The 13012-nt window shown below is 72.0% G+C and carries 10 protein-coding genes; 7 read left to right on the forward strand and 3 right to left on the reverse strand.

Annotated elements, in window-relative coordinates:
• The 5 genes from AB0L65_RS55855 to AB0L65_RS55875 form a co-directional block, all read left to right on the forward strand.
• A partial coding sequence (locus AB0L65_RS55855) for a hypothetical protein (protein WP_364264654.1) occupies window positions 1-183 on the forward strand: 183 nt, incomplete at its 5' end.
• Between the two features lie 330 nt (window positions 184-513).
• The gene (locus AB0L65_RS55860; protein ID WP_364264656.1) at window positions 514-2031 is read left to right on the forward strand and encodes an RtcB family protein; all 1518 of its coding nucleotides are present in this window, start codon (window positions 514-516) and stop codon (window positions 2029-2031) included.
• A gap of 68 nt (window positions 2032-2099) precedes the next feature.
• Entirely contained in the window at window positions 2100-4775 is a 2676-nt protein-coding gene (locus AB0L65_RS55865; RefSeq protein ID WP_364264658.1) for an AAA family ATPase, read from the forward strand.
• A gap of 72 nt (window positions 4776-4847) precedes the next feature.
• Window positions 4848-5660, forward strand: a complete 813-nt coding sequence (locus tag AB0L65_RS55870; RefSeq protein ID WP_364264660.1) for an alpha/beta fold hydrolase — start codon at window positions 4848-4850, stop codon at window positions 5658-5660.
• 44 nt (window positions 5661-5704) lie between these two features.
• On the forward strand, window positions 5705-7972 hold the full coding sequence (locus AB0L65_RS55875) for an AAA family ATPase (RefSeq protein WP_364264662.1): 2268 nt from the start codon (window positions 5705-5707) through the stop codon (window positions 7970-7972).
• Here AB0L65_RS55875 and AB0L65_RS55880 read toward each other — a convergent pair.
• Together AB0L65_RS55880 and AB0L65_RS55885 are read right to left on the reverse strand one after the other, a co-directional pair.
• A complete protein-coding gene (locus tag AB0L65_RS55880) occupies window positions 7930-8523 on the reverse strand; it encodes a methyltransferase domain-containing protein (protein WP_364264664.1) in 594 nt (197 codons plus the stop codon). The two genes, AB0L65_RS55875 and AB0L65_RS55880, sit on opposite strands and share 43 nt — an antisense overlap.
• 4 nt (window positions 8524-8527) lie before the next feature.
• Entirely contained in the window at window positions 8528-8758 is a 231-nt protein-coding gene (locus AB0L65_RS55885; protein ID WP_364264666.1) for a 2TM domain-containing protein, read from the reverse strand.
• A gap of 210 nt (window positions 8759-8968) precedes the next feature.
• On the opposite strand from AB0L65_RS55885, the gene AB0L65_RS55890 reads away from it, so the two are divergent.
• Entirely contained in the window at window positions 8969-10591 is a 1623-nt protein-coding gene (locus AB0L65_RS55890; protein ID WP_364264668.1) for an FAD-dependent oxidoreductase, read from the forward strand.
• A 64-nt stretch (window positions 10592-10655) separates the two neighbouring features.
• Window positions 10656-11663 carry an NAD-dependent epimerase/dehydratase family protein gene (locus tag AB0L65_RS55895; protein WP_364264670.1) on the forward strand — a complete coding sequence of 336 codons (1008 nt, stop codon included), beginning with the start codon at window positions 10656-10658 and terminating at the stop codon, window positions 11661-11663.
• 6 nt (window positions 11664-11669) lie between these two features.
• Here the strand turns inward: AB0L65_RS55895 and AB0L65_RS55900 are convergent, their stop codons facing one another.
• A complete protein-coding gene (locus tag AB0L65_RS55900; protein ID WP_364264672.1) occupies window positions 11670-12878 on the reverse strand; it encodes a cytochrome P450 in 1209 nt (402 codons plus the stop codon).
• Window positions 12879-13012: the final 134 nt, after the last annotated feature.

Genomic DNA, 13012 nt, shown 5'->3' on the forward strand with positions numbered 1-13012 from the left:
TGGGACGGTGACGGTAAGGACAACGTCGGGGTCCGCATGAACGGCACCTTCTACATGCGTACCAGCCCTGTCACCAGCGGCACCGAGACCACCAGCTCCATCGGCTACGGCGACGTCTCCGACCTGCCCATCATCGGCGACTGGGACGGCAACCACATCGACTCCCAGGGCATCGTCCGCTAACGGGTAGCCGGTGATCCGGATCGCGCGCGGGGCGTGCCGCCGACAGGCGGCACGCCCCACCGCCGTGACATTGGCCATCACTGTCTCCCTGGTGGGCGGGCGAAACGCGCTGCTCGTATCCGATCGGGCTGAGGCAGGGGAGGGCGGACAGGAGGCGTAAATCCGTGGTGTGGGCGGCGCGTGCCGTACTACAGTCGGACACGCCTTCACCTCGCGGCTGCTGAACCACGAGGCCCACGGCGGCGGCCCCGGTCCGTCGCCCTCTCCGGCGCGCTTTCGACCGCGCCCGCCCTTGCATCGCTTCTCAGCAGCCCGAAGGACTTCACCATCATGCGCACCCGTCAGGACCGCCGTCTCATGCGCCGAGACGAGCAGTGGCTCACCCTCCCGAACCCTTGGGACGTCCCCGTCGACATCTGCGCCGACGAACGCGTGCCCCTCGAACCGGCCGCCGTCGACGAAGTGCTGTCCGTCCTGGAGACCGCCGACACCCTCGCCGGCCTCGCCGAGGCCGTACGCGGCCACGACGGCCCGCCGCCCCGCCTGATCCGCCTCGTCCTCACCCCCGACTTCCACAAGGGCGCGGGCATCCCGATCGGCACGGTCATCGAGACCGAGGGCGCGCTGCTCCCGCAGGCGGTCGGCAACGACGTCAACTGCGGCATGCGGCTGGAGGTCACCTCACTCACCGTGGAGCAGGTACGGCCGCGCCTGGACGCCCTGGAACGGCGGCTGCGGCACCTGTTCTTCGAGGGCGGCCGCCGCATCGCCCTCACCCCCGCCCAGCGGGAGGCCCTCCTGCGCGACGGGCTCCCTGGGCTCCTGCTCACCGGCGACGCCCCCTGGCAGGGCCACCAGCCGACCGATGCCGAGGACTGCCTGGACCGCATGCACGCTCCGGCGTACCCGACCGGCACCGCCGAGGCGTTCGCCGACTGGATCACCAGTGCGGGCGGCACCGAGGCCGCCAGCCACGACAGCCTCATCGGCAGCATCGGCGGCGGCAACCACTTCGCCGAACTGCAGTACGTGGCACAAGTCCACGATCCCGCCGCCGCGTACGCGTGGGGCCTGACAGCGGGCGCGGTCGTGCTGATGGTGCACAGCGGCTCACTGGCGCTGGGGCACCAGGCCAACGCCACAGCGCTGGACCGGCTGCGTCAGACCTGGCCGCCGGGGTTGTCGCGGCCCCGCAACCAGATCCTGCCGTTCCTGCTGAACGAGCGCACGGCCGCCGCCCGGCGCCGCTACCTGGACGCGTTCGGCAACGCCGCCAACTTCGCCTCAGGCAACCGGTTCTTCCTCGCCCTCACCATGCGGGCCGGGCTCGCCGCCGAATGCGGCCGGATGACGGCGCGGCTGGTCTACGACGCGCCGCACAACCTGTTCTGGCAGGAGGGGGACCGCGTCATCCACCGCAAAGGCGCGACGCCGGCGGGTGGTCACGAGCAGATGACCGGCGGCCCGTACGCGATGTGGGGCGAGCCCGTGATCGTGCCCGGGTCCATGGGAGCGTCCAGTTACCTGCTGCGGGGCCACGGCAACGCCCGCACGCTGGCCAGCGCCTGCCACGGCGCCGGACGGCGCGTCCCGCGCGGCGCCACCGCACGGGCCGGCGACCATGACCTCGACGCGTTCCTGCGGGAGTTCCGCGTGGTCACGCCGCTGGACCACCGCGATCCGACCGTGGCGCGCCGCGCGGACGTGATGGCGGCCTGGCGGCGCGACCTCAAGCAGGAAGCTCCGTGGGCGTACAAGGACATCGGACCCGTGGTGTCGAGCCTGCACGCGGGAGGCGTGGCGGACCCGGTGGCCGAGCTGCGCCCGCTCCTCACCGTCAAGGGCTGACCGCCTTCCCCGCGCACGGTACAGGCACCTCGACGACCCGGTCGCCGACGTCCGGATAGGGTTCGTGCGTGCGCCAGGGTGAGCTCGTCGGACGGGACGCGGAACGATCGCGGCTCGTGGCGCTGCTCGGCGACGAGGCCGGCCCGGTTCTGGTGCTCTGGGGTGAGGCCGGCCTCGGCAAGACGGCGTTGCTGGACGGGCTGGCAGCGGCGGCCGCCGGGTTCCGAGTGGTGCGCGGCGCCGGGGCGGAGGCGGAGCGGGACCTGGCGTATGCCGGGCTGCATCAGCTGATCTCCCCGCTGCTGCCGGACTCGGCCGGTTTGGATCCCGGGCACCGGGCGGCGATCGACGCGGCCTTCACCGGCACCACCGGTGCCGCGCCGCAGGTGATGGCGCTCGGCATCGCCGTACTGGACCTGCTCACGCTCGTGTCGGCGGCCACGCCGCTGCTGCTGGTCGTCGATGACGGGCAATGGCTGGACGCGCCGAGCGCGCAGGTGCTCGCGTTCACCGCGCGGCGTCTCGCGGGTACCGCGGTGCGCGTGGCGATCGCGGTGCGCGCGGAGGTGCCGTCGCCGTTCGACGGGGCCGGGCTGCCGGAGCTGGTCCTGGAGCCGCTGGCCGAGCACGCCGCCGCCGAGTTGCTCGACCTGCGGCAAGCCGGGCTCGACCCGTACCGCCGGAATCTGATCTTGCGGACCGCGGCCGGGAATCCGCTGGCGCTGCTCGAGCTGCCCCGATCCACGTTGCTGGACTCCGGCACGATGACGCTGTCGCGGCGGCTGGAGCAGGTCTACGGCGGGCGGCTGCGCGAGCTGCCCAAGCAGGAACGCGGCGAGCTGCTGCGGGCGGCGCTGGACGGCGCGGGTGCCGGATCGGCCCGCAGAGTCGGTGCGGTCCGGTACCGGATGCGCGGCGTCGGCCGGGCGGTCGAGGCGGGCCTGCTGGCCCCGGACCCGGCCGGCGGGGAGCCGGTGTTCCGGCATCCTCTCGTGCGGTCGGCCGTCGTCCAGGCCGCGACGCCGAACGAGCGCCGCGCCGCCCACGCCGACCTTGCCCGGCTGCACCGCGACAGCCCCGAACGGCGGGCCGTGCACCTGGCCGCCGCCACCGTCGACCCGGACGACGACGTCGCGGCGGCCCTCGAAGTGGCGGCTGTCTCGGCGACCAGGCGCGGCGGCGCCGCGATCGCGATCACCTGGCTGACCCGTGCCGCGGAACTGAGCCGCCGCTCCGCCGACCGGTCCCGGCGGCTGGCCGACGCGGCGTTCGTCGCCGGGCAGGCCGGCCTGCTCGACACGGCGCAGGGCCTCGCCGAGGACGCCGCGGTGGACGGCCCGGCGGCGGTGATCACCGCCGGATTCGTGGCGCTGTACCGCGACGGCGATGTCGCCGCGAATCACCGGCGGATCTCGGCACTGCTCGAATCCGGGATCGACGACGCCCGGCTGACCGAACGCGCGCTGAGCCTGCTGCTGGCGATCAGCCAGTTCGCCGTCGACCCGGTCCGCTGGGCGCGCACCGAGGCGCTGTTCGACCGGTTCGGTGACGGGGTCAGCCCGTCGACGGCGATCGTGCGGGACACGTGGGGTGACGTGGTGAACCGCGGCCACGGTGTGCCGGAGCGGATCGCCGAGGTGCTCGCCGGGCCGGCCGCCGTCGCGCCGTGGCATGCGATGCGACTGATGGTCTCCGCGTTCTACCTGGGAGTGCTGGGCGATCATCGGGCGATGCTGCGGCGCATGGTCGACCGGGAGGCGGAGTCCGGCGCGGTCACCAGCGTGATGACCCTGCTCCAGGTGGTGATGCTCGATCAGATCGCCACCGGTGCGTGGGCGGAGGCCGAGCAGACCGGCCGCCGCGGCCTGGACCTCACCACCGAGCACGGGTACGGGCTGTTCACCCAGGCGTTCCGGGCATTCCTCGGGCTGCTGGCGGCCTACCGTGGCGACCTGGCCCGGGCCCGCGAGCTGCAGGCGGCCGTGGACGCCTGGGGGCGGCCGCGCGGGGTGGGGTTCCTGACCGAGTACGCGGAGGCGATCGGCGCCGCCGCCGCGCTCAGCGAGGGCGAGTACGAGACCGCGTACGCCTACGCTGCCGGGATCACCGCCCCGGGCGGGTTCACCCGGTACTCGCAGCAGGCCACCCGTACCCTGCTCGACCTGGTCGAGGCCGCCACGCACACGGGCCGGCACGCCGCCGCCCGCGCGCACGCCGAAGCCGCCCGGGACGCGGGCCTGTCGGCACTCTCCCCACGCCTGGCGCTGCTCACCGCAGGGGCGCTGGCGATCACCGCGCCGCAGGAGGAGGCCGGTGCGTTGTTCGCCGCCGCGGTCGCACACCCCGCGGGCGCGGCGTTCCCGTTCGAGCTGGCCCGCATCCGGCTGGCGTACGGCGTGTGGCTGCGGCGCGCCCGCGAGCTGGTCCTGGCCCGCCAGACGCTGACCGAGGCGCTCGGCGCGTTCGACCGGCTCGGCGCCGTGACCTGGGCCGAGCGGGCCCGCACCGAACTGCGCGCGGCCGGCAAACCGACCCGCGCCCACCGCGACGCGGTGGCCACGCTGACCCCGCACGAACGGCAGGTCGCCGAGCTGGCCGCCACCGGGCTGAGCAACCGGGAGATCGGGGCGCGGCTGTTCCTGTCTCCCCGCACGGTCGGCGCGCACCTGTACAAGATCTTCCCGAAGCTCGGCATCACCTCCCGCGCGTCTCTGCGCGACGCGCTGCGGATGGACACGACTTAGGTCATCTGACAGATCAGCGGGCACCGCCTGTCCGGCGATATTTGCCGTATCGCCCCCATGAAGGAGCCCGCGATGACCATTACCGCAATCCCTGTCGTCTTCCTCCACGGCCTCTGGCTGCACGCCAGTTCGTGGCAGCCATGGGCCGACCGGTTCGCCGCCCGCGGCTACGCGCCGGTCGTGCCCGGCTGGCCCGGCGAACCCGGCACCGTCGCGGCGGCCCGCCGTGACCCGCTCGCCGTCGCCGGGCTCGGCATCGACGACGTCACCGGCCACTACGCGGCCGTCATCCGTGGCCTGCCGGAGGCGCCGGTGCTCGTCGGCCACTCGTTCGGCGGGCTGTTCGCGCAGAAGCTGCTCGGTCTCGGCCTCGGGCGCGCCGCCGTGGCCATCGACCCGGCGCCGGTCAAGGGGGTCAAGCCACTGCCGTTCGCCCAGCTACGCTCTGCCTTCCCGGTGCTCGGCAACCCGGCCAACCGGCGCCGCTCGGTGTCGCTGACCCCGGCCCAGTTCCGCTACGGCTTCGGGAACGCGATCAGCCGGAACGAGTCCGACGAACTGTTCGGCAGGTGGACCATCCCTTCACCGGGCCGCCCTCTCTTCGAGGCCGCGCTGGCGAACTTCACCCGCACGTCGCCGGCCGCGGTCGAGACCAGCAACGCCGCCCGAGGGCCGCTGCTGTTCATCTCCGGTCAGGAGGATCACACGGTGCCGGACGTGGTCACGCGTGCAGCGTACAAGCTGTATGGCGACTCACCCGCCATCACCGACCTCAAGCAGTTCCCCGGGCGCGGGCACTCGCTCGTCGTGGACAGCGGGTGGCGGCAGGTCGCGGATTACGCCCTGGAATGGCTGACCCGCCACCCGATGGAGGTCGGCCGTTGATCGCGGTCGGCAATCTGATCGACAGTTCGGGGGCGGGAACAGGCATGGCCACGTCGTCGCCTCCTGACGCCGGTGGCGAAGGACGGTCGTCCGCCTCCGGCGGAAACCTGCGGTTGCAGATTCTCGGTCCGTTGCGGCTGTGGCGGGACGGCGTCGAGCTGGCCACCGGGCCTCGGCAGCAGGCCTACCTGCTCGCGCTCCTCCTCGCACGCGCGGGCAAGCCGATCAGCACGAGCGAGTTGATCGATCTGATCTGGGGCGATGACGTCCCGGCCTCGGCGGTCAACATTCTCCAGAAGTACGTGGGCTCGCTCCGGCGGTTGCTCGAACCGGCGTTGCCGGCTCGCACGAACGGCACGTACCTGCAGCGCCGCGCCAACGGTTACCTGTTCGCGGGCGGCGCCGGCATGCTGGATCTCCTCGCCTTCCGGGAGTTCGTCGAGGCGGCCAGGGCCGGCCTCGCGGAGCGGCGCCCCGATGCGGCGCTCGACTCCTACGTACGGGCGCTGGGGCGCTGGCACGGCCCCGCGGGTGACGGGCTCTTCCACGGATCGACCGCGATGTCGATCTTCGCGGCACTGGACGGTGAGTTCTTCGACGCGTGTGCGGCGGCGGCCGAGCTCGCGGTGTCGCGGGGCCGGCCCGCGCGTGTGCTCCAGCCCTTGTACCTGGCCGCCGGGATGGCTCCGTTGCACGAAACCGTGCAGGCCGGGCTCGTCGCCGTCCTGGGCGCCGCCGGTCACCAGTCGGAGGCGCTGAAGGTCTTCCGGACGGTTCGCGCCCGGCTCGCCGAAGAGCTCGGCATCGGTCCCGGTCCGGCGTTGCTGGAGGCGTACCAGCGGGTACTGCGTCAGCCCCTGACCTCGGTCGGTGGGTACGACGCGCACGCGAGGACGGCGAGCATCACACTGCCGGCTACCGCGCCGAAGGATCAGCCCACGCTCGCCGGCCGCGCCGAGGAGACGCACACCGGGCGGCGGCCGGCCTCCACCCTCGGGGAGCCGCCCACCGGCGGTCTGGTCGGCCGGGTCGAGGAGCTCGCGGTGCTGCGGCAGGCGGTGGAATCGGCACGTGCCGGAGGCACGGCGCTCGTCCTCGTCGAGGGCGAGCCGGGAGTGGGCAAGACCCGCCTGCTGGAAGAGATCAGCGCCGAGGCGGACCGGCGCGGCGCGCTGGTCGTGTGGGGGCGCTGTCTCGAGGGAGACGGCGCGCCGTCGATGTGGCTGTGGGTGCAGGCTGTCGGCGCGCTCCTTGAGGAACTGCCCGCCGCGGCGCGGGAGGAGTGGCGGTCAGGCGAGCTCGGCCGGCTCGTGGAGCCGCGCGGCGGCGTGCCGCCGGACAGCGGCGCCCGGTTCCGCCTGTTCGAGCAGGCTATCGCCCTCGTCGGCCAGGTATCGGCGCTGCGGCCGGTGGTGCTTGTCGTCGATGACCTCCAGTGGGCCGACGTCGCCTCGCTGCAGCTGTTCGGGCACCTGGCGGCTCGGCTACCAGGCGGCACGGCGGTCATCGGCGCGCTCCGCGACCGCGCGCCGATGCCGGGGTCGGAGCTGGCGCGGATGCTCGCCGCGGCGAGCCGGCTGCCTCGTCATCGCCGGGTCCGGCTCGGCCCACTCGGCCCGGCCGAGGTGGCGGAGCTCGTCCGCCATGAGACCGGCCGGACGCCCGGGGCCGGGGTCGCCCGCGGCATCCACGCCCGTACCGCCGGCAATCCGTTCTTCGTACGGGAGCTGTCCCGGTTCCTTGCCGACAGCGGTGAACTCACCGAGGATGCCGCGGCGCGGGCCGGAATGCCGTTCACCGTGCGGGATGTCGTGAAAGACCGGATGGCCGGCCTTGACGACGCTGCCCGAGAGGTGCTGCGGATCGCCGCTCTCATCGGCCGGGACGTCGACCTCGCTCTGCTCGCGCGCGCCGCCGGCTTTGACGTGCAGACCTGTCTCGACCGTCTCGAGCCGTTGGAGGACCTCGGCCTGCTCGAGCCCTTTCCCGGCGACCCGTTCTCGTTCCGCTTCCCGCACGACCTGGTCCGCGAGTCGGTCGTCAGGACCATGCCACAGCGGCACGCGCCTCGGCTGCATCTGCGCGTCGCGGACGCACTGGAGCCCACCGCCCAGGACGACGTGCATGTCGCCGAGCGCCTCAGCCATCACCTGTGGGCTGCCGGCCCGCTGGTGGAGCCGGGCCGGACCGCGGGTGCGCGAGGAGGAAACGTGGCCGGCAGAAGGGACGCCCGGCCGCTGATCGGGCTCAGCGGCGGGGTGATGTCAGGTCAACCTCGGCCGCCGGCCTCGCGTAAAGGGCGACGGCAGTAGTAGACCAGAGCAGGCGGGAGATTGGCCCACACCGTCCGGCTGATGACCACCTCCTCGAACCGCGACTGCATGGAGCGCAGCAGGCGCCGGGCCGGTGGCGCCCAGCGCGCATGCACGTAGGCGAACGTGGTGAACGCGCCGTGCGGCGACAGGCTTTCCACCACCGCGGACAACACGTCGCCTTGATGGTCCTCGCTGAATGCCGCCCAAGGAAGGCCGCTGACCACGACATCGGCCTGGTGCAGCCCACGCTGCGCCAGCTCCGTGACGAGGTCGGTCGCGTCCGCACGCACGACGTCGACCGCCGGATAGAGGGAGGCCAGCTGCTGCGCGAATCGTGGATTCACCTCGACGGCTATGTGCCGGCCGCGTCCGGCGAGGCGCCGCTGGATGGCCTCGGTGAACGAGCCGGTACCCGGGCCGAGCTCCACGACGACCGGGGCGCCGGTTCCGGGCACGGCCGCGGTGGCCACCCTGGCCAGTGCCGGGCTGCTCGGCGCGACCGCGCCGACCGTCAGAGGATCGCGTACGAACTCAAGGAAGAACGACATCGCGTCAATCCCGCTGGGACGGGCTGTGCGGGATCCGGCGCGACGGCGAGCAGACCGCCCGGATGTGCCACGCCAGTCCGATGCCCCAGACACCCAGCGAGTACAGCGGCCAGAAGAAGTGTTTCGGGGTGAAGAGCCTCCACACCACGACCTGGGCCAGATTGACCACGACATAGGAAATGACGTGGGCCGCCAAACCCCGCTTCCTTTGCTGTGGACTTCTTCTCGTACTCATTCCGACCAGCTGCCCCGTTTCCCTGCCCGACCTTACGACGGTGCCAGGCTAGATCGGCAAACTTGACGACTACGGAACTGTTCGTGGATCTGTCGTGCAGTACTCGTGAAGTGCCCGGCCCTACGCTGACCCGCGATCGCACCTGCCGAGAGAGGAGGCCGCCGGAATGAGATCCCTGTCCACAAGGGCGCGACCACACGGAGGAACCACGTGAGCGACGGTGCGGCGCAGCACGGGCCGGTCCTGGACGAGGAGCAGTCCCGCCGGCTCGCCGAGTACGGCGAGGTGGAGCACGTCAAGGCCGGCCAGGTTCTGTACGCGTCCGGCGACGACTCCTACGACTTCTTCCTGCTCCTGACGGCGAGCGTGGACATCGTCCGGAACGCGACGGCGATCGAGCCGGAACGCCTGATCTACCACGGTGGCCCCGGCGACCACCTCGGCGAGCTCAACCTGCTGACCGGCCAGTACGTCTACCTGACCGCTCGAGTGGTGACCGCCGGGACACTCGTCCGGATCGGTGCGGCGATGTTGCGCCGGGTCCTCGCCGAGCAGGTCGACATCGCCGACCTGTTGCTCGAGGCGTTCCGGGAACGGCGCGAGTTCATCCGCTCGGTGGCCGGCAATGCCCTGGAGATCGTCGGCCGGCCGGACGCCGCCGAGACACTCGAACTGCGCACCTATGTGACGCAGCTGCTCCTGCCGCATTCCTGGCTCGATGCGACCTCGGACTCCGGGCACTCACTGATGACCTCGGCCGAGCTCGCGGAGGACGAACTTCCGGCGGCGATCGCCGGCGGTTCGGTGCTGCGACGCGCGACACCGGGAACGCTCGCGGAGGTGCTCGGCCTCACCTACCGGGCCGACGGACGTCCCGTTGATCTCGTCGTGGTGGGCGCCGGCCCGGCGGGGCTGGCCGCCGCCGTGTACGGGGCGTCCGAGGGCCTTGTCACCGTACTGCTGGACCGCGACGGGCTCGGCGGACAGGCGGCCAAGAGCGCCAGGATCGAGAACTACCTGGGCTTCCCGCACGGGGTCGGCGGCGCGGATCTCACCCGGCTGGCGATGGTCCAGGCGCTCAAGTTCGGCGTGCGGATCTACTCGCCCTGTGCGGTGGCGGGCCTCGATCTCTCCGACGATCGACGCCCGGCCGTCCTGCTGGAGGACGGCTCGCGCATCGAGTGCCGTGCGGTGATCGCCGCCACCGGGGCGCGCTACCGGCGCCTCGACATCCCGCAATGGGCGACGTTCGAGAAGTCGGGCTGCATCCGGTACGCGGCGACCGAACTGGACGTCCGAGAGTACGAGAATCAGCCGGTGACGGTCGTCGGGGGCGCCAACTCGGCCGGACAGGCAGCCCTGTCCCTTGCCGCCCGCGGCGCGACGGTGGATCTGATCATCCGTGGCGCCGAACTCGGGGCTCGGATGTCGTCCTACCTGGCCGACCGAATCCGGGCGCATTCCCGGATCAAGGTCCACGCCGGCAGCACGGTCCGCGAACTGGCGGGCGACGACGCTCTCGCGTCGATCGTCGTCGAGCGGTCCGGCGGACGCGGAGAGCGGCTGGCCTGCCGCGGGCTGTTCTGCTTCATCGGCGCTGACCCGGTGTCGGGCTGGCTGACCGGCGTGGCCAAGGACGACGACGGCTTCATCCTCACGGACAGCCGGCTGCCTGCCGGATCGTCCGGTACGCCCCTGCCGTTCCAGACGAGCGCACCCCGGGTCTTCGCGGTCGGCGACCTCCGCTCAGGCTCGACGAAACGAGTGGCCACCGCCGTGGGCGACGGTGCGAGCGCGGTCTCATCCGTCCACGCGGCGCTCGCGAGCGACTGACGGTCCAGTTGCGGCGGTCAGCGCCAGCCGGGCGCTTTCCTTTGAGGCCGGTTAATATCGGCTGGTGACGGTTCAAGATCGAAGCGCCTTCATCATCGGAGGCACGGGGCAGATCGGCCGGGCCACGGCCGCCCGGCTCACCGCGGCCGGGTATGCGGTGACCCTTGGGCACCGCCGACTCCGTCCGGACGACGCGGAGCTGGACGGGGTGGTGTCGGTCCAGGTCGACCGGGCCGACACCGAGGCGCTGCTCAAAGCCCTCGACGGCCACGATCTGGTCCTGGACACGGTCGCGTTCACTCCATACCACGGTGCGCAGCTCGCCCAGTTGGCCGGCCGCGTCGGCTCGCTGGTGGTCATCTCGTCGGGAGCGGTCTACGAGGCTCCCGGCCTGCCGGTGCCGATCCCGGAGACGTGGCCGACGGTCGAGCGCGACACCCACGACTATCCGGCGGGGAAGGCGGCGCTGGAGCGCTGCCTGCTGGCGACGCCCGGCCTGCCGGTCAGCATTCTGCGGACAGGCGTGCTGCACGGCCCGTACGGCAAATCGCTGGATCACTGGTCGTTCATCAAGCGGGCGCTGGACAAGCGGCCGCACGTCGTGCTCGCCCAGGACGGGCGGAGCCGCTTCCCCACCACGGCGGTCGCGAACGCCGCCGAGCTGATCTATCTGTGCGCGCAGCACCCGGCGGCCCGGGTCCTCAACATCGCCGATGACCCGCTGACCGTCGCCGAGATCGGCGCCAGGATCTTGGCGGTCATGGGCCACGAGGCGGAGATCGTCACCTTCGCGGGCCCGTCGCGTGCGGACGGCCTGGGTTTCCATCCGTGGAATGTGCCGGAGCCGATCGTGTTCAGTATGGACAGAGCCCGTGCCGAGCTCGGCTACCGCCCTGCCGTCTCCTACGACGACGCGCTGCGCCAGGACATCGAATGGGCCGCCCTCGCCGTGGCCGAGGCCGAGGCGGGCGGCGGAGGCTGGCAGGACGTCTTCCCTGATCTCGTCGATCGCCACGGCCCCGACGTCTGGTTCCCCTATGCGGCCGAGGACGCGTACGTCGCCGGCGCATAGGCGGCACTACCAGGCGACAGGCATCGCGTGCAGCCCGAAGAACGGGGCGTCGTCGGCGAAGGACAACTCCTCGAACCCGGTCGCCAGGTGCAGCGCCGGTATCCGGGTCAGCAGCGTGCCGAAGGCGATCCGCAGCTCGGCGCGGGCGAGGTTGCGGCCGATGCACTGGTGTACCCCGTAGCCGAAGGCAACGTGGTGGTGGGCGGACCGGCGGATGTCGAACGCGTCGGGGTCCTCGAACGCCCGCTCGTCACGATTGGCGGATGCGGCCAGCACCGTCAGGCGATCACCGGCGCGGATCCGCGCTGAGCCGATATCCATGTCGTCGGTCGCGATCCGGTCGAAGCTCACCCAGTCCTGCACCGAGTGGAAGCGCAGCAGCTCCTCGATCGCACCCGGCAGCAGGCTCGGGTCGTCGCGCAGGGCGGCCAGCTGCGCCGGGTGCCGCAGCAGCGTGAGTACGCCTAGCGAGATCGTGTTCGCAGGCGAGTCGTAACCCGCGAGCAGCAGGAGAAAACCGATGTTGATCAGCTCGTCCGTGGTCAGCTCACCGGTGGGCAGGTGTCTGGCGGCCAGCCGCCGGATCATTCCGTTGTGCGGTTCACGCTCTGCGCTGCGGATGAGTTCTCGCAAATAGCCGCGAACGTCCCGGGACGCCTGGGCCGCCACACTCGGATCCATACTCGTCACCGACAGCATCCGCAGCCGTGACTCGAAGAACTCGTGGTCGCCGCCCGGGACGCCGAACAACTCGCAGAGGGCTCGGGACGGAACCCGGCGCGCGTACAAACCGACGAGGTCGGCGGGCGCCCCGGCCTCCAGTAACTCGTCGATCGCCGTATCGGCGATCCGCTGGAGGGCCGGCCGCATGGCGTCCATCGGACGGGCACCGAGCTCCGAGATCAGCAACCGCCGGAACCGGCTGTGTTCCGGCGGATCCATGTCGACGAAGAAGCCGTCGTCGGGGCGATCGTCGTCGGGTCCGCGAGGCCGTTCAGGGCGTCCGGTGTTCGAGCTGATCCTCGGGTCACTGAGGATCTGCCGCGCCTCGGCGTGGCGGGTGACCGCCCAGACCGGTGCGCCGTTGGGCAGGGCGGCGCGGACGACCGGCGCGGTGGCACGCATCCGCTGATACTCGTCCGGCGGTGCGAACGGGCAGGTCCGCTCCATGGGGAAGGTCGGCGTCTCGGTCATTTCCTGCTCGGATGTACTCATTGCGCTTCCCCGTTCGAGCCGGACGCCACCCTGGCGATGTGATCGGAAACGACGAGCCGACACCTCGGCCCGGCTCCGCGGTACCGGCGCTCACCGGGCACCACCACCTCGCACGCGAGCATGAGCCCAACCGG

It is taken from the genome of Nonomuraea sp. NPDC052116 (assembly GCF_040680035.1).
GTDB lineage: Bacteria > Actinomycetota > Actinomycetes > Streptosporangiales > Streptosporangiaceae > Nonomuraea > Nonomuraea angiospora_A.

What these genes read in the sequence shown, in the direction of transcription:
- AB0L65_RS55870 (WP_364264660.1), top strand. Translation starts at nt 4,848, where the DNA reads ATGACCATTACCGCAATCCCTGTCGTCTTCCTCCACGGCCTCTGGCTG.
- AB0L65_RS55885 (WP_364264666.1), bottom strand. Translation starts at nt 8,758, where the DNA reads ATGAGTACGAGAAGAAGTCCACAGCAAAGGAAGCGGGGTTTGGCGGCC.
- AB0L65_RS55900 (WP_364264672.1), bottom strand. Translation starts at nt 12,878, where the DNA reads ATGAGTACATCCGAGCAGGAAATGACCGAGACGCCGACCTTCCCCATG.
- AB0L65_RS55880 (WP_364264664.1), bottom strand. Translation starts at nt 8,523, where the DNA reads ATGTCGTTCTTCCTTGAGTTCGTACGCGATCCTCTGACGGTCGGCGCG.
- AB0L65_RS55860 (WP_364264656.1), top strand. Translation starts at nt 514, where the DNA reads ATGCGCACCCGTCAGGACCGCCGTCTCATGCGCCGAGACGAGCAGTGG.
- AB0L65_RS55875 (WP_364264662.1), top strand. Translation starts at nt 5,705, where the DNA reads ATGGCCACGTCGTCGCCTCCTGACGCCGGTGGCGAAGGACGGTCGTCC.